We start from the raw sequence: 18,170 nt of genomic DNA, 5'->3' as shown, positions 1-18,170 counted from the left end.
GTAAACCAGTAGTAGGTACAAAAGTAGACGTTTTAGTAGCAGGTCAACCATACGAATTGACAACAGATGCGAATGGTAACGTTGAATTGACTGCAACACCAGGTCAAGAAGTACAATACCGTGTAGCAGTTACACCAGACGGATACAAGAACGACAACTTGTCAGGTTCAAGCTTAACAACAGTACCTGGTGAAAACAACGGAAAATTGGTTCTCACGAACACAACCTCAACAGAATCAACAGTATCTCCAACTCGTATTAGCGTTGTAGACCAAAATGGTAAACCAGTAGTAGGTACAAAAGTAGACGTTTTAGTAGCAGGTCAACCATACGAATTGACAACAGATGCGAATGGTAACGTTGAATTGACTGCAACACCAGGTCAAGAAGTACAATACCGTGTAGCCGTTACACCAGACGGATACAAGAACGACAACTTGTCAGGTTCAAGCTTAACAACAGTACCTGGTGAAAACAACGGAAAATTGGTTCTCATAAAAGATGAAGAGCCAGCTAAGGATTCAGCTAAAGAACCAGCTAAAGAACCAGCTAAGGAACCAGCTAAAGAACCAGCTAAAGAACCAGCTAAGGAACCAGCTAAGGAACCAGCTAAGGAACCAGCTAAGGATTCAGCTAAAGAACCAGCTAAGGAACCAGCTAAGGATTCAGCTAAAGAACCAGCTAAGGAACCAGCTAAGGAACCAGCTAAGGAACCAGCTAAGGATTCAGCTAAAGAACCAGCTAAGGAACCAGCTAAGGATTCAGCTAAAGAACCAGCTAAGGAACCAGCTACACTTTCTCGTGTTGCTAAAAATCATACGAACAAACGAGAACTTCCAAAAACAAATGATGCTAAGTCAAGTTTAGGCTTAATCGGTATCCTTGTTTCATCTCTTGGTATTGTTGGACTTCGTCGTAAAGAAAATACTAAATAATCATAGGATTGAAATGTAAAATACAGGTAGTATTTCTGTAAAAATACCAATTTATAGGGATATGTTTCTCATGAAGGGAAGGCCATAAGACAGATATCTTATGGCTTTTCTTTTGATTTTATTTAAGGTATAATGAATTATCAAGAATGAGGAGATAAGATGTGGAAAAAGCTGAATTATTCCTAAAAGAATTTGAATCTTGGTTGGATACGCAAGTTATGATTAATCAAATGGCGATGGCTGAAAGTGAGAAAGAGTTTAAAAAAAGTAAAGATGAAGAGGCTAGAGACGCTTTTATTCGTTATGAAAGCAAGTTAGACGCTTATCGCTTTTTGCAAGGTAAGTTAGCTAACTATCACGCTGGTAAAAACTTTCACGATTTACCTGATGAACTGTTAGGTAAGAGAGTTTATTAATCATCTAGACTTTTATTAAGCAACCATTGCTTTTTCTAAAAAATATGCTATAATAAAAATATTAGAGGTGTTTTGGAAGAGACATTTTACAGAAAGTGACGGTGCTGAGAAGTTCACAAATGTTTCCAAAGCTGGTTGCTAAGTTTTTCATGCTTGATACGAAAGAGCGGACCTTGCTGTCCGAATCTGGGTGGTACCGCGGATTTATAAAAAGTTCGTCCCTGTCATTTGGCAGGGACGATTTTTTATCACCAAAATGGGAGAGAACTTATGATTACAATTTTAGGTCAGATTAAGGACAGTAAACTTCCTGATATTGAGACAGAGCGATTATATTTGCGTCAACGTCTGGTCTCAGATGCTGAGGATATTTTTGCTTATGCGAGCTTGCCAGAAGTGACTTGGTCAGCTGGTTTTCCACCTGCAGAAAGCGTAGAAGCAGAGGCATATTATCTTGAAAACATGATGCCAAAGCGCTGGGTTGAGCAAAAGGTGCCGTCTGGTTATGGTATTTGCTTAAAAGGGACAAATAAAGTCATTGGCTCGGTTGATTTTAATAAGCGCCATGCTGATGATATTCTTGAAATGGGCTATTTGCTTCATCCAGATTATTGGGGGCAAGGACTCGTGCCAGAAGCTGCGCGTGCGCTATTGGAAGTTGGATTTACCCTACTCAATCTTCACAAAATTGAAATTGAATGTTATGGTTACAACAGGGCAAGCTGGCGTATTGCTGAAAAACTAGGTTTTACCCTCGAAGCTCGAATCCGTGACCGCAAAGACGCACAAGGAAAACGCTGTGATTTATTACGTTATGGATTGTTGAAAAGTGAGTGGGAGGACATAGAAATAATAGGACGCGAAAATATTCCAACTAAAAAATAACTTATAAAGTATGTTATGGAGAAGTTGTGTAGTCAACTTGATAATTCAAGATAAAAAGGAAGACATCATGGCTAAAAAGAGAAATCGGAAAAAGAATTGAATCAGAAGCAAAAACAAGAAGATAACAAAATTATTGATTTTGCTTCCCCTTTCAGAAAAAGTTAATTATCCACTAGCTTTTTCTGAACCTGAATTAGATACAGAATCAGTTAATAGACTTTTTAAGGAATTTGAGCGTACTGGTAACCCTGAATTCTGGAAAAATTAGCTTCTATTTTAGATTTTGGAGATATTAAAATAGATGAAACAGATGAGCGTTTTTACCAAGTAATGTAAGAGGAAGACGAAGGGGTACAGCTTCGTTTACTTACCGACCTATTAGCAGATTATCCTAACCATTTTGAAGCAAACTTTCAGTCCTTGCTCTTAAGAAGCACAGAGTTTTCAGATAACTATTTAAAAGAGTTGTAAGATTTTTATCAAGTTGCTTTATTGGAATGGAAGAAGGTAGGTTATGAATCATGGTATAGTTTGGAAGCGCGCTCTTTTGATGGTTATCACTTTTGTGGACTTACTTGCAGGAAGGGCTGATTGGTCTGGCAGGGCAGGTAGTAGAGTTTGTTTGTTCGAAGATTGATGACGGTTTTCCACCTGGTTTTATCTATCTTATGATGAGTGTTTACAATGCGCTCTATCAAGAAGAGAAAATTGAAAATTTTTATAAAGAGCAGTTAGCCCAAGATTGGCAGGGTGACGGTGTCCTTGCACATCTGATTATTGTTAAGTTGCTAAAAGGGGACATTGAAGTAGCTAAATCGCTGTTTGCTGACTTAGTTGCAATTAATGGTGAAGTTATACAAGTTTTTGATACTCCTTATTGGGTATACTTGCTTGATATGGCTAATGAGGTTTTGACCTATAGCCTTAATTCAGCTTTATCTATCCAGATTGCCTTGCATCCTCTCCAGATCTTTTTGGAGACAAAAAACTTTGTTATTCATCAAATGGTCGTCTTAGCAGAAGACTATCAGGATAGTCTGCCTAATTTTCCACGTAAACGATTAGAATTTTTAAATTCTTCTTGCATGACGGGAATCTAGGTAGATAAAATCCGATATCTATGCGATGCTGGTATTATGAGCAAAGAAGATTTAGAAAAGTGTACTGAAAAAGAAATCTTAGCCATTCCAGGCATTGGGTCAGCAACAGTCAAAAAGCTCAAAGAAAATGGTGTGAGGTTTAAAAAGAACTAGGAACTCATGCAAAATTTGCACAAGTTCAACTGTTCGAAAAAATTGAACAGTTAGGAAAAACTATAAATGGGTATTGGTAAAGGTTTGACTTTCAAGGTTGCTAGAGAATGAATCTATCAACATATTTTATGAGGAATAAATTGTATGGCAAAAAAAGAAGTAAATACAGATTTATGGGTTCATGAGCTTTTAAAAGAAGCTGGAATTCGTGATAAATTTGATGCTCAAGGAAGCAATATAAAAGAAATTGACGAAGCTCTGAAGTCTGCTTCAAAAAGTGGAACAGGGAACTCAGGATATCCAGAGTATGTTGGTATTGTCAAAGATTTTTTGATTGTTATTGAAGATAAGTCTAGCTTATCCAAACATGTCAATTATACGGATGATGACTTAATTGCTGATGATGTCAAATCAAATACAGATTATGCAGTAAATGGTGCTGTATTTTATGCTAAGCACTTAGCAGATAAGGTCAGTTATAAAAAAATTATCGCCCTAGGCATTAGTGGTAATGAAAAAAAGCATCGTATTACACCTGTTTTTGTGAATGAGCGTGGTGAATATGTTGAGCTAGCCGATATTGAGACATTAATTTCGTTCTCATTGCAAAATATTGATGAATATTATATAAAAGAAATTCTTCAAGAAGAAACAAATTTTGAAAAAGAAACGGCTGAAATTTTAAAAGATGCAGCTACTTTACATAATGATTTAAGAAATTATGGAAACATTGAAGAAAAAAATAAACCATTGATTGTTTCGGGAATTTTACTTGCTTTAAGAGAAACAGAATATGGTACATTTTCAATTGACAGCTTAACAGCTGATCAGATTAAAACGGATGGCGCAAAAATATATGATGCCATTGAGAATAATCTAAAACGTGCTAACGTTTCTCCAGAGGTAAAAAAAGATAAATTGCTTAGTCAATTTTCTATTATTCGAGATGATATCAAAATCAATGAAGTGAATACTAGTTTAGGCAAAACACCAGTTAAGCATTTCACAGAGTTTCTTTATAAAAGTATCTATCAAAGTTTAAGATATCATAGTTCAGCAGAAGACTATCTTGGTCGCTTCTATGGAGAATTTATGTCATACTCTGGAGGAGATGGGCAGAACCTTGGAATTGTCTTAACGCCCAAACATATTACGGAACTTTTTTGTGATTTGGTTGACCTAAAACCAACTGATAAAGTTTTAGACCCTACCTGTGGCACAGCTGGTTTCTTGATTGCTGCGATGCACGATATGTTACAGAAGGCAAATAGTGATTATCAGTGTGAGCAGATTCGAAAACACCAATTATTTGGAATAGAAGAACAGTCGTATATGTTCACTATTGCTACAACGAATATGATTCTGCGTGGTGATGGTAAAAGTAATTTGGAAAACCAAGATTTCTTACGTCAAAATCCTAGTCAACTCCAATTAAAAGGTTGTAATGTAGGAATGATGAATCCTCCTTATTCTATGGGGTCAAAGGCAAATACTGATTTGTATGAAATTAACTTTACAGAACATTTGTTAAATTCTGTTGTAGAAGGTGGGAAAGTAGTTGTTATCGTACCTCAGTCAACTTTCACAGGAAAGACAAAATTTGAAAAAGAAACTAAACAAAATATTTTAAAATACCATACATTAGAAGGTGTCATCACTCTAAATAAAAATACTTTTTATGGTGTAGGAACCAATCCATGTATTGCTGTTTTTACTGTTGGTATTCCACATCGTCCTGATAAAGAATGTAAATTCATCAATTTTGAAAATGATGGTTTCGAAGTTTCTAAGCATATAGGCCTAGTAGAAACTGCTTCTGCTAAAGATAAAAAGCAACACTTGCTTGATGTTTGGTTTAACCGTACAGAAGCTGAGACAAAATTTTGTGTTAAAACAACGATTGAAGCTTCTGATGAATGGCTACATTCTTTTTATTACTTTAACGATGAAATTCCAACGGAAGAAGATTTTCAAAAAACAATTGCGGACTATTTGACCTTTGAAGTCAATATGATTACGCATGGTCGTGGATATCTCTTTGGATTAGAAGATGAGACTGAAAATTATGAACTTGGAAAAGAGTCAGATTTACTAGTAGCAGAGGAGGCAAGTGACTATGAATGAAGTCTCTAATTTTATCCTTTATACCACACCGAATGGTGATGTACATCTAGATATTCTTTTACAAGACGAAAACCTCTGGCTAACCCAAAGAGGGATTGCAGAGTTGTTTGGGACAAGTCCGCAAAATATAACAACCCACTTAAAAAATATTTATGAAAGTGGTGAATTGGAGCAGTCAGCAACTTGTAAAGAATTTTTACAAGTTCGTGAAGAGGGACAACGTCTTGTTAAGCGAAATGCTAAGTTCTACAATCTCGATGCCATTATCTCCGTTGGTTACCGTGTAAACTCAAATAAAGCCACCCAATTTCGTATCTGGGCAACTAATACTTTGAAAGAATTCATTATCAAAGGGTTTGTTCTTGATGATGGGCGATTAAAACAAGGGCAGACTGTTTTTGGGAAAGATTATTTCCGTGAGCTTCTAGAGCGTGTACGTTCTATTCGTGCTAGTGAGCGCCGGGTTTATCAGCAAATCACAGATATTTTTGCTGAATGTGCGATTGATTATAATCCTCATTCAGAAATTACAAAGAATTTCTACGCCATGGTACAAAATAAATTTCACTTCGCTATCACTGGAAATACAGCAGCGGAGATTGTTTATCATAAAGCCGATGCGGATAAAGAAAAAATGGGTTTAACCACTTGGAAGAACGCACCAGATGGCCGTATTTTGAAATCGGATGTCATGATAGCCAAAAATTATCTCCAAGAAACAGAAATTCGCCAACTAGAACGGACAGTTACTTCTTATTTTGACTATATTGAGGGACTGATAGAGCGTCAAAATACCTTTACTATGCAATCTTTGGCAGAGAGCATTGACCGTTTTCTATCGTTTAATGAATATAAAATTTTAGAGGGCAAAGGAAAGATCTCTAAAAAACAAGCCGAAGAAAAAGCTGGACAAGAGTATGAGAAATTCAACCGTACCCAAAAAATCGTGTCAGATTTTGATAAGCAAATCCAGAAACTGATGGCAGGTGATAAAGATGAGTAACTTAAAATTGACAGATGTGGAGTGGGGAGAATTTAAGATAGGGGATATTTTTGAAATAACTAGAGGAAAGCGTCACATTGAAAAGAATAGAAATAAAGGAAATATTCCATACTATTCAGCTAGTTCTGTGAATAACGGGGTAACAGATTTCATCTCTAATCCACTATTTACAATGAAAAATAAGATTGTAGTGACTACATTTTGTGATGCTTTTTATGCAATAAATACTTTTACAGCTAGTGATGAAATGACTATTTTAGATAATAAATATCTTAATAAGTATAATGGATTATTTATATCAAATAGTATAATGTCCAATAAATCTAAGTATGCATTTGGTAGAAAGGCATTTACTGAAAGAGTTAGAGAACAAATTATCTTACTTCCAATTGATTCTCAAGGTCAACTCAACTGGCAATTTATGGAAGACTACGTTAAACAGGAGCAGCAGCAACAAGCTCAGCAAGTCATTGACTATTATGAGCGTAAACTGGTTGAATTAGCTAGTGATGTGGTTGGATTGGAGAAAGTTGAGTATAAAACATTTCAGTTTACAGAAGTCTTTCAAGAAATCCAAAGAGGAAAGCGCCTAACAAGGGCTAACCAGACAGATGGACTTAAACCTTATATTTCCTCAACTGCTGAAAATAACGGTGTAGATGGCTTTATTGGAAATAATGCAGGAGTTAGGGAATTTGAAAATGTTCTAACACTTGCTAATAGTGGTAGTGTCGGTTCAACTTTTTATCAACAATTTGAGTTTGTAGCTAGTGATCATGTGACAGCTTTAAAATCAGAAAATGCAGATAAATATGCTTATTTATTTTTATCATCAGTCGTCAAACGCTTAGAAGAAAAATATTCTTTCAATAGGGAAATCAATGATACTCGTATAAAAAGAGAAAAAATCATTCTTCCTGCTGACAAAAATGGCAATCCTGATTTTCAATATATGTCAGACTTTGTGAAAAAATTAGAACTTGATAAAGTCCAAGAAGTGCTTGAATATATATATATATATATATATCAAACTGAAGACAATGATTAAAGAAAAAGTTTGTGAAATTTCTTGGAAAGATTTCTGGATTGAAGATATTTGTGACGTTAAATCTGGTGTTCGTCTGACAAAAGCTAATCAAGAAGTTGGGGAGCGCCCTTTTATTGGTGCCAGTGATAGCGACAACGGAGTGACGGCATTTGTATCCAATACGAATAAAAGTCTTGATGAAGATGTACTTGGTGTTAATTATAATGGCAGTGTTGTCGAAAATTTCTATCACCCTTACCAAGCTATTTTTTCAGATGATGTCAAACGCGTGAAATGGAAAGATGAGGCAAAGGGCAGTAAATACACCTATCTTTTCTTAAAGCAAATGATTTTATCTCAAAAAATCAAATATGCCTATGGTTATAAATTTAATGGTGAACGGATGAAACGCCAGAAGATTATGTTACCAGTTACTGAGGCTGGACTGCCAGATTATGACCATATGAAATCGTATATGCAGAAACAAGAGTTAGAGCAAATTTTTAATATTTTGAATTATTTAAAAAAGGAGAAAAAATAAATGTCAAAAGAACTTTCACCAAAATATAACCCAGCTGAGGTTGAGGCTGGGCGTTATCAAAAATGGTTAGATGAGGATGTTTTCAAGCCTTCTGGCGATAAGAAAGCTCATCCGTATTCTATCGTTATTCCACCACCAAACGTAACTGGTAAACTTCACCTTGGTCACGCTTGGGATACCACTTTGCAGGATATTATTATCCGTCAAAAACGTATGCAAGGTTTTGATACTTTATGGCTTCCTGGTATGGACCATGCAGGGATTGCAACACAAGCAAAAGTTGAAGCACGTCTTGCTGAAGATGGAATCTCACGTTACGACCTTGGTCGTGAATCTTTCTTGCAGAAAGTTTGGGAATGGAAAGATGAGTACGCATCAACAATCAAACAACAATGGGGTAAACTAGGTATTTCCGTAGATTATTCACGTGAACGTTTCACCCTTGATGAAGGATTGTCAAAAGCGGTTCGTAAAGTCTTTGTTGAACTTTATAAAAAAGGTTGGATTTATCGTGGTGAATTTATCATCAACTGGGATCCAAAAGCTCGTACAGCTCTTTCTGATATCGAAGTTATCCACAAAGATGTCGAAGGTGCTTTCTACCACATGAACTACATATTGGAAGATGGTTCACGTAGCCTTGAAGTTGCCACAACTCGTCCTGAAACAATGTTTGGTGACGTTGCCGTTGCGGTTAATCCAAATGATGACCGTTACAAAGATTTGATTGGCAAAAATGTTATCCTTCCAATCGTTAACAAAGCTATCCCAATCGTTGGTGATGAACACGCTGACCCAGAGTTTGGTACTGGTGTAGTTAAAATCACTCCAGCACATGATCCTAATGACTTCTTAGTTGGTCAGCGTCATAATTTGCCACAAATCAACGTCATGAATGATGACGGTACAATGAACGAACTTGCTGGTGAATTTGCTGGTATGGATCGCTTTGAAGCTCGCAAAGCTGTTGTTAAAAAATTGGAAGAAATCGGTGCGCTTGTTGAAATCGAAAAAATGGTTCACAGCGTTGGTCATTCAGAACGTACAGGTGTACCAGTTGAGCCACGTTTATCAACACAATGGTTCGTTAAAATGGATCAATTAGCTAAAAACGCTATTGCCAACCAAGATACTGATGACAAGGTGAAATTCTATCCACCACGTTTCAACGATACTTTCCTTCAATGGATGGAAAATGTTCACGACTGGGTTATTTCACGCCAGCTCTGGTGGGGACATCAAATCCCAGCATGGTACAACGCTGAAGGTGAAATGTATGTCGGTGAAGAAGCACCAGAAGGTGACGGATGGACTCAAGATGAAGATGTACTTGACACTTGGTTTAGCTCAGCACTATGGCCATTTTCAACAATGGGGTGGCCTGATATGGAAAGCGAAGACTTCAAACGTTACTTCCCAACATCTACATTGGTAACTGGTTATGACATCATCTTCTTCTGGGTATCACGTATGATTTTCCAATCATTGGAATTCACAGGACGCCGTCCATTTGAAAACGTGCTTATCCATGGTCTTATCCGTGACGAACAAGGACGTAAAATGTCTAAATCACTTGGTAATGGTATTGACCCAATGGATGTTATCGAGAAATACGGTGCTGATGCCCTTCGTTGGTTCTTATCAAACGGTTCTGCACCAGGTCAAGACGTTCGTTTCTCTTACGAAAAAATGGATGCTGCTTGGAACTTCATTAACAAAATCTGGAACATTTCTCGTTACATTTTGATGAACAATGAAGATCTTACGCTTGACCAAGCTAGCGCAAATGTTGACAAAGTTGTTGCTGGTACGGCTGGTAACGTAACTGACCGCTGGATTCTTCATAACTTGAATGAAACAATTGCCAAAGTTACTGAAAACTTTGATAAATTTGAATTTGGTGTGGCGGGTCACATCCTTTACAACTTCATCTGGGATGAATTTGCTGACTGGTACGTTGAATTGACAAAAGAAGTGCTTTATAGCGATAACGAAGACGAGAAAGTCATCACTCGTTCAACTCTTCTTTACACCCTTGATAAGATTCTTTGTTTACTTCACCCAATCATGCCATTTGTTACGGAAGAAATCTTTGAACAAATTTCTGAGGGTTCAATCGTAACAGCCAAATACCCAACAGTTAACCCAGCATTTGAAAATGAAGCTGCGCATAAAGGTGTTGAAAGCCTTAAAGACCTTATCCGTGCTGTCCGTAACGCACGTAGCGAGGTGAATGTTGCTCCAAGTAAACCAATCACACTTCTTGTGAAAACAAGTGATAAAGAATTGGAAGACTTCTTTAACAGCAATGTGAACTATATCAAGCGCTTCACAAATCCTGAAAAACTAGAAATGTCTTCTGACATTGAAGCGCCAGAATTGGCAATGTCTAGCGTTATCACAGGCGCTGAAATCTTCTTGCCACTTGCTGACCTTCTTAATGTCGAAGAAGAATTGGCACGTCTTGACAAAGAACTTGCTAAATGGCAAAAAGAATTGGACATGGTGGCACGTAAACTCAGCAACGAAAAATTCGTCGCTAATGCGAATCCAGAAGTTGTTCAAAAAGAACGCAACAAACAAGTTGACTACCAAGCCAAATACGATGCAACAGTCGCTCGTATTGCTGAGATGGAAATGTTAGTTAAATAATCTATAAAACCCAGTTATTGACTGGGTTTTATAGATTATTTTGACTATTTTTGGATATGCTTTAAATGTTTTTCATGAATTTGCCCTTTTAGATAAGATTTCTTTGTCGTTTTTGTGTTAAAATAGTAAGGAGAGTTTTTGGAAAGAGGTAAAAAATCCTTAGAAATGAGATGGGAACGTAAATGATTAAACGACAACATAAAAAGAAGATTAAGCGTATTGCTAATCTTCCTTTTCGCTTGAACGCTCTATTTTTTGCAGTAGCGCTTTTGTTTTCTATTTTACTTTTTCGTCTAGTCCAGATGCAGCTAGTGAATCATGAATTTTATCAAAAGAAGTTAACTGCCTCAACAACCTATACTGTTAAGACAGCTAATCAGCGAGGACAAATCTATGATGCCAATGGCACATCCCTTGTTAGCAATGTCGAAAAAAATGTTGTAACCTTTACTCGTAGCAATACTATGACTACTCAATACATTAGAGAGCTAGCACAAAAGTTACCTAATTATGTGACCCTTGGGGGAGGAACTGTTAGTACACGTGATAAAAAAGACTATTATTTAGCAGATACAGAGACCTATCAAAAGGTTGTTGACGCTCTGCCAAGGTCTAAAAAAGTGGATTATTTTGGAAATTCTCTCGCTCAGTCAACGATTTATAAGAATGCTGTCGCTAGTGTTCCTGACTCTGCTATTGATTATTCTGACGAAGAGTTACGTGTAGTATATGCTTTTACTGAGATGAATGCAGCGCAGACCTTTGCTACAGTTAATATCACGACAGAAGATTTGACACAGGATCAGATTGATGCGATTAGCGCTGCTAAATCATCTCTAAAAGGATTAGCTATTTCTAAGACTTGGGATCGTGATGTAGCGAATACGAGTCTAGCGAGTCTAGTGGGTAGTATCTCATCTGAAAAAACTGGTTTACCAAAAGAGGAAGCTAAAAATTACATCAAAAAAGGTTATTCGCTTAATGACCGTGTGGGAACGTCTTATCTCGAAAAGGCTTATGAGAGCGATTTGCAAGGTGAACATACAGTCAGAACAGTAGTGGTTGATCGCAATAATAAAATTGTCAGTGATAGAGTGACGAAAAAAGGTTCGGTAGGAAATTCACTCAAATTAACCATTAATCTTGATTTTCAAAATAAAGTCCAATCCATTTTGCAACAGTACTACAATGTTGATATTTCAAACGGTGAGGCGGTTAATTCAGATGGTATCTACGCAGTAGCTATTGAACCATCAACAGGGAAAGTGCTTGCTATGGCTGGACTCAAGCACGAAACTGGATCAAGCGCTACTACAGAGGATATATTAGGTAATATCAACAATGTCTTTACTCCAGGTTCTGTTGTGAAAGGAGCGACTCTTAGCGCTGGTTGGCAAAATAATGTTCTCTCAGGAAATGAAGTTCTTTATGACCAAGAAATCTCAGGTATTAAATCTTGGTTTACTTCAGGTAAAATGCCAATTACTGCAGTGCAGGCGCTCGAATACTCTTCAAATACTTATATGGTGCAGATAGCACTCAAACTCATGGGGCAAAGCTACACAGCAGGGGTTCCGTTATCTGATGATGGCTATACAGATGCTATGAGTAAACTACGTGCCACTTATGCAGAGTATGGACTTGGAACGACGACTGGACTTGATTTGCCAGAAGCGCAAGGCTATATTCCGTCTGACTTTACAGTCAGTGATACTTTGTTTGAATCTTTCGGACAATACGACTCTTACAGTCCTATTCAGTTAGCGCAGTATGTTGCTACAGTCGCTAATGGAGGCAATCGAGTATCAACACATGTTGTTGAGGGTATTTATAATCAGAAAGATGGCGCCCTTGGTGATAAAATAAAAGATATCACAGGCTCAATACTCAATACTGTGACACTTCCTGATGATGATATGGCATTGATTCAAGAAGGTTTCTACAATGTAGTCAATAGCAATTCCGCCTATGCTACAGGTAGTCAGATGAGAAGTAGTGTTACCACTATCAGCGGAAAGACTGGTACTGCTGAAACCTATACTAAAAATGTAAATGGAATAACAGTTAAAACTGTCAATCTTAATGCAGTAGCTTACGATGCCAATAAGACTATCGCTGTTGCGATTATGTATCCGCATGCAGCTTCATCAAACACTTATATTCATCAACAAATTGCGCGTGATATTATTAACCAATATGTCTCTAGCAATAACTAATCAAAAAGGAGGGCAATGTGCTTTATCCAACACCTATTTCTAAACTCATCGATAGTTTTTCAAAATTGCCAGGTATTGGTATAAAAACTGCTACACGACTCGCTTTTTACACGATTGGCATGAGCGATGAGGATGTTAATACGTTTGCGAAAAATCTCTTATCTGCTAAACGTGAGCTAACTTACTGCTCCGTTTGTGGAAATCTAACAGATGATAATCCTTGTGGTATCTGTACGGATGAGACTAGAGATGTATCAACGATTTTAGTCGTAGAAGATAGCAAGGATGTGACAGCCATGGAAAAAATTCAAGAGTATCATGGTCTTTATCATGTCTTGCAAGGTCTCATCTCACCGATGAATGGTGTGGGGCCTGATGACATCAATCTTAAGTCTCTGATTACACGATTGATGGATAGTGAGGTGTCGGAAGTAATTATTGCGACCAATGCTACTGCAGATGGAGAAGCGACAGCTATGTATATCTCACGTGTCCTCAAACCCGCTGGTATCAAAGTGACACGACTGGCAAGAGGACTTGCTGTTGGATCTGATATTGAGTACGCAGACGAAGTAACCCTACTACGTGCCATCGAAAATCGTACAGAACTTTAAAAAGAATGATTATTTTTAAAAATGATCGCGAATAAACAAGTGGAGGTAATAAAATGGCAGAATTTACATTTGAAATCGTTGAAAAATTATTAGTTCTTTCAGAAAACAATAAAGGCTGGACAAAGGAGTTGAATCGTGTCAGCTTTAATGGTGCAGAACCCAAGTTTGATATTCGCACGTGGAGTCCTGATCATAGCAAGATGGGAAAGGGTATTACACTTACTAATGAGGAATTTCAAGTTATTCTTGATGCTTTTCGTGGTTAAGAAAAAGTATCCTGCTAGATCTAGCAGGATACTTTTAGCGTCTGAATATTTTTGAGAGTTTGTTGAAGTTTTATGATTTTTTTAGTTAGCTTATCTTGGCCAGCTATTAGATGTTCAAAGTAGGTCTTAAAATGAGGTATTGCCACCGTAAATTCTGATTGTCAAAACTCTCATAGAAGTATTCGTAATAAGATAACAGAGTGATAGAAAATCGTCTAATAGTATCGTGTTTTCTTGACCGATTGCATAAATGATTTGTAAGAGACGGTGTTGTAAAAAGTCTCAAAAACTTTTTTTCGATAATCTCAAGAGAGGTTATTAATGGCTATTTCTTCTTTGTTTGCGAATATTGTAAGCCAAGTTTGAAAGTTTGTAAAGGAATGGATTGACTGGAATGTTAAATTCTCCAATGAATTCTTCAATAGTTGGGTTGAAGTTTGATTTAAATTTAGTTAAACCGTCATCAAGTGTTCCTTCAACTCCCCCCATATTTGCCCAAATAATATCGTCAGCGTAAGCATCTTCGAATACTTTTGGATAAAGGGAATATTGTGGGTAAAATTTCTTGAATTCATCATTCATACCAGCATAAAGCATTTCCATGACATTACCAAATGACACAGATAAGATACCTGCAATGATGAGTTCATCTGGGTATTTTTCAACAAATTCTTCAAACTCAGTGATATATTTTGTAACAGAATTTTTTTGTTGTGTTAACTTAGTCAAACGTTTTTTCTGATGTTCAGCGGTTTCAGACAAATCTTTTTCGATTTGAGCGAGTTGCTCTTTGTATTCAGTTAAGCGTTTTGGCAAATTAACTTTGGCAAGGTGTAGGTAAGCATCGTCACCGTAAGTTTCCATCATTTTGCGGAAATAATCTTCGTTACGAAGGGCAACGCCTTTACGGTTTTCAGTAAGAGCGACAACATCAGCGAAAGCTTTAACGTCATCAATTGTACCACGGCTAGTGATGACACCACGATGAATAGCATCTTTCATCAAACGTTTTGTGTGTTTAGGGAAAGTTGCTGTCATGTCTTCTTGAGTATAGACATTTGCTTGAAAACGAGGTTGGATACTTTCAGCAATTGTTGTTGTGCGTCCAGTCCATTTACAACCCGCTGCTTTCAGATTATCAACAGCAGTAAGTGTGTCTTTATTTTCATCAACTTCTTCACCGATTTTGTATTGTTTAAACAGTAAAGCAGGGTCCATTTTGATGAAGAGGGAGCGTTTTGTTTTACCGTACTTCTTAAGTGAGCTGATAACAAAGGCAACAAGTTCTTTGTCACTGTAGTCCATGATTGGTCCACGAGGGATATAAAGCATGGTAAAGCCAAGTGGTAAAGCTTTGATAAGGATAGAAGCAGAAGCAACTAAGATATCATCTTTGTAGAAACCAATGCGTTCGTTATCCCAATTATCTTTAATTTTTGCCCAATTTGATGATTGTAAAAGGTTTGTTTGGTTACTTGATTTTGCAAAATTATCGTGTTCTTCTGCAGAAATACCGATTTTATAGCTATACATTATTTTAAGACCCACTTTCTAAGGGCGTATGCAACGCCACTTTCTTCATTTGATTTTGTGATGTATTTGGCTATTTTCTTTAACTCAGAGTTACCATTTTCCATGACAACAGGATTTCCTACAACCTCGAGCATAGCACGATCATTTTCCTCATCGCCAATAGCCATGGTTTGTGCTTTTTCCAAGTTCATTTTTTTAGCGAGATGCAAGAGAGCGTTGCCTTTGCTGACTGTTTTAGGGAGAAGTTCTAGATAAAATGGTGTCGATTTGACGATATTGAAACGATCGTAGTACTGTTCTGGGATTTTTGCAATAGCAGCATCTAAGACGTCAGGCTCATCAATGAACATCATCTTAATAATAGATTTATCTATCATTTCTTCAGGTGTACGATAAAAGATTGGCATATGAACAAGATTAGACTCATGAACTGTGTATTTTCCAATATTACGGTTAGCAGTATAGATGCCTTTTTTTGTGATGGCATGCATATGCACTCCTAGCTTTCGGCTCAGAAATTCTAAATCAAGATAGTCGTCATAACTTAATGTCTCAGAGACAATAGTGTTACCGTTTACTGTATCTTGAACTAATCCTCCGTTGAAAGTGATCACATAGTCACCGTGTTCTTTGAGATTAAGTTCTTTAAGAAGATTCTCAACCCCTGCTATAGGACGTCCTGTTGCAATGACAACTTTAACTCCTTGTTTTTTAGCTTTCTGAACAGCAGCAAAAACCTCAGGAGTGATTTCTTTTTTATTATTTAATAAGGTTCCATCGATATCAACAGCTACAAGTTTGATAGACATAAATGTTTTCTCCTTCTTGTTATTTCGAAAAACTCAACTACTATGTTACTAAAAAAAAGTGACTTTGTCATGATATGCTAGCTAATCTGCTAGAAAATGGTCGTTTTCGAGATACGCTCCAAATTTCTTTTTGATGTCGGAGAACAAGTCATCCTGTATGAGCATTTCTTTTGGAAAATAAAATCTACAATCACCATAAGTTTCTCCAGAGATTGCACGTACTATAGGAGAGAGGGTTGATAGTTCTGCGAGACTGCCATTTTTTTGTAAAATTTCAATTTGGGTTCTAGGTTCTTTCTTCTCAGGGCGATAAATATCATAAGGTAAGTCAAAATTAATATGGATACCAGTGTAGTAGCGCGAATCAAAACCTACTTGAGCAACAAGATTCCTAAGAATATCAAGTTTATGCACATCGCCTTTATCAAAGGTCACAGACTTAAAAACATTACGATTGATGAAACGACTAGCAAGATCCGATAAGATAATATCACTGGAATGCATCCAAGACTGAAAGTAAGTGTTCATCACACCATCATCAAGAGCTAAGTAATCTACCAAGGTCTGTTCTTTTTTGAAAAAAGGTAACAAATGAGGCGATGTTTGTTCAAAAAAAGTAGGGTCATCTTGATAGAGCTCTTTGGCACGCTTTAGTAGTTGCTGTAAGAGTAACTCCATCGCTCGGCTAGCTGGGTGAAAATAAACCTGCATATACATCTGAAATCGACTTATGATATAATCCTCAACCGCATGCATGCCATTTTTTGCAAATGCAATGCCATTTTCGATAGGGCGAATAACTCGTAAAATGCGAGTTAAATCAAACTGACCGTAGTGAGCAGCGGTATAGTAGGAATCTCGCAAGAGATAATCCATACGGTCACAGTCAATCTGGCTTGAGATGAGCTCAACTACCTGTTTATTGGGATAAGTATGGTTAATGACGCTAGCCACCTTATCTGGGAAATCAGGTGCTACTTGACGTAAGATAGCATTTATTTGCGTTTTTGGGCTAATGATGATTTCCTGTGTGTAGCTCTCGTGGTCAGTCTCAAAGAGACGCTCAAAGGTGTGCGAGTAAGCACCGTGCCCAACATCGTGTAAAAGTGCAGCCACCATGACAAGAAGACTTTCATCGGCATTCCAGATATCTTTATAATCTTGCTCAAAAATAGAGACGACCTGTCTTGCAATCTCGTAGACACCAAGAGAGTGTGAAAAACGGCTATGCTCTGCTCCGTGAAAAGTGAAAGCAGTTGTTGGTACTTGCTTGATGCGGCGCAGACGCTGAAATTCACTTGTATTGATGAGGTCATAGATGACCTTGTGATTAATGTGTATATAGTTGTGAATAGGATCACGAAATACTTTTTCATTCATAGTTTTATTATATCAAAAATTGCAACTTTCTTCAGAAATTGTTACAATTGAGAAAATAGAAGGGATAGTGAACATATGCAATTAACACTGAATAATGAAATTAACCTTGGTGATCAGACAGAGCTTATTCGTGAAGTGCATACCTGTGATGTTATCCAAAAGGGTGGTTTTTATTATCTGGTTTATCACAATGAGGAAAATGAAAAAGTTGTTATGAAATATAATCATGAGATGATGATAATGACACGCTTCTCAACACCTAAATCTGTCATGCGTTTTCATCATAAGGAGATGGCTGTTGGCATGATTCCGACACCTATGGGGGTTCAGCACTTGACTACAAAAACAAAGTATTATCATTTGGATGTGACAAAACAGACACTTGCTATTCATTATACACTCACACAAGAAAGTGGTACCAAATTTGCTTCGTATCGGTTAGTTATTTCTTGGGTTTAGATTTAAAAAAAGAAGAATCTGTGTTCTTGTTTGTTGTACGAAATTTTGCTATAATAG

At 37.1% G+C, this 18,170-nt stretch carries 14 protein-coding genes and 2 pseudogenes; 13 read left to right on the top strand and 3 right to left on the bottom strand.

Annotated elements, in window-relative coordinates:
• From NXS10_RS02525 to NXS10_RS02465, 12 genes and pseudogenes are all read left to right on the top strand, one after another.
• Positions 1 to 935: LPXTG cell wall anchor domain-containing protein (locus NXS10_RS02525; RefSeq protein ID WP_259137295.1), on the top strand; the 935-nt coding region annotated here is incomplete at its 5' end.
• A 161-nt stretch (positions 936 to 1,096) separates the two neighbouring features.
• Positions 1,097 to 1,351, top strand: coding sequence for a DUF1912 family protein (locus NXS10_RS02520; RefSeq protein ID WP_259137292.1), 255 nt, complete (start codon positions 1,097 to 1,099; stop codon positions 1,349 to 1,351).
• Between the two features lie 270 nt (positions 1,352 to 1,621).
• The gene (locus NXS10_RS02515) at positions 1,622 to 2,236 is read left to right on the top strand and encodes a GNAT family N-acetyltransferase (protein WP_259137290.1); all 615 of its coding nucleotides are present in this window, start codon (positions 1,622 to 1,624) and stop codon (positions 2,234 to 2,236) included.
• A gap of 563 nt (positions 2,237 to 2,799) precedes the next feature.
• A complete protein-coding gene (locus tag NXS10_RS02510) occupies positions 2,800 to 3,336 on the top strand; it encodes a hypothetical protein (protein ID WP_259137288.1) in 537 nt (178 codons plus the stop codon).
• A 24-nt stretch (positions 3,337 to 3,360) separates the two neighbouring features.
• Positions 3,361 to 3,489 (top strand): annotated as a pseudogene (locus NXS10_RS02505) (helix-hairpin-helix domain-containing protein); the annotation flags it as partial.
• A gap of 144 nt (positions 3,490 to 3,633) precedes the next feature.
• Entirely contained in the window at positions 3,634 to 5,613 is a 1,980-nt protein-coding gene (locus NXS10_RS02500; RefSeq protein WP_259137283.1) for an HsdM family class I SAM-dependent methyltransferase, read from the top strand.
• The gene (locus tag NXS10_RS02495) at positions 5,606 to 6,616 is read left to right on the top strand and encodes a virulence RhuM family protein (RefSeq protein WP_259137282.1); all 1,011 of its coding nucleotides are present in this window, start codon (positions 5,606 to 5,608) and stop codon (positions 6,614 to 6,616) included. The genes NXS10_RS02500 and NXS10_RS02495 overlap by 8 nt, the downstream gene beginning before the upstream one ends.
• Positions 6,609 to 8,184 (top strand): annotated as a pseudogene (locus NXS10_RS02490) (restriction endonuclease subunit S). Before NXS10_RS02495 ends, NXS10_RS02490 begins: the two are co-directional and overlap by 8 nt.
• Positions 8,185 to 10,836, top strand: coding sequence for a valine--tRNA ligase (locus NXS10_RS02480; RefSeq protein ID WP_259137274.1), 2,652 nt, complete (start codon positions 8,185 to 8,187; stop codon positions 10,834 to 10,836).
• A gap of 182 nt (positions 10,837 to 11,018) precedes the next feature.
• The gene (pbp2b, locus tag NXS10_RS02475) at positions 11,019 to 13,052 is read left to right on the top strand and encodes a penicillin-binding protein PBP2B (RefSeq protein WP_259137272.1); all 2,034 of its coding nucleotides are present in this window, start codon (positions 11,019 to 11,021) and stop codon (positions 13,050 to 13,052) included.
• Between the two features lie 17 nt (positions 13,053 to 13,069).
• Positions 13,070 to 13,666: a recombination mediator RecR gene (gene recR, locus NXS10_RS02470; protein WP_259137269.1), complete on the top strand. Its 597-nt coding sequence runs from the start codon at positions 13,070 to 13,072 to the stop codon at positions 13,664 to 13,666.
• A 53-nt stretch (positions 13,667 to 13,719) separates the two neighbouring features.
• Positions 13,720 to 13,932, top strand: coding sequence for a YdbC family protein (locus NXS10_RS02465; RefSeq protein WP_259137267.1), 213 nt, complete (start codon positions 13,720 to 13,722; stop codon positions 13,930 to 13,932).
• 318 nt (positions 13,933 to 14,250) lie between these two features.
• Here the strand turns inward: NXS10_RS02465 and NXS10_RS02460 are convergent, their stop codons facing one another.
• The 3 genes from NXS10_RS02460 to NXS10_RS02450 form a co-directional block, all read right to left on the bottom strand.
• The gene (locus NXS10_RS02460; protein WP_259137265.1) at positions 14,251 to 15,465 is read right to left on the bottom strand and encodes an aminoacyltransferase; all 1,215 of its coding nucleotides are present in this window, start codon (positions 15,463 to 15,465) and stop codon (positions 14,251 to 14,253) included.
• Positions 15,465 to 16,274, bottom strand: a complete 810-nt coding sequence (yidA, locus tag NXS10_RS02455) for a sugar-phosphatase (RefSeq protein ID WP_259137262.1) — start codon at positions 16,272 to 16,274, stop codon at positions 15,465 to 15,467. Before yidA ends, NXS10_RS02460 begins: the two co-directional genes overlap by 1 nt.
• 81 nt (positions 16,275 to 16,355) lie before the next feature.
• A complete protein-coding gene (locus NXS10_RS02450) occupies positions 16,356 to 17,654 on the bottom strand; it encodes an HD domain-containing protein (protein WP_259137260.1) in 1,299 nt (432 codons plus the stop codon).
• Positions 17,655 to 17,729: 75 nt separating this feature from the next.
• Here NXS10_RS02450 and NXS10_RS02445 point away from each other — a divergent pair, with 75 nt between their 5' ends.
• The gene (locus NXS10_RS02445; RefSeq protein ID WP_259137258.1) at positions 17,730 to 18,113 is read left to right on the top strand and encodes a YwiB family protein; all 384 of its coding nucleotides are present in this window, start codon (positions 17,730 to 17,732) and stop codon (positions 18,111 to 18,113) included.
• The last annotated feature ends 57 nt before the right edge of the window (positions 18,114 to 18,170 follow it).

Origin of the sequence: Streptococcus sciuri, from assembly GCF_024814375.1 — a bacterium.
Taxonomy (GTDB): Bacteria; Bacillota; Bacilli; order Lactobacillales; family Streptococcaceae; genus Streptococcus; species Streptococcus sciuri.
The sequence above is the reverse complement of the archived record's forward strand: the minus strand, read 5'-3'. Positions and strand labels throughout refer to the sequence as shown.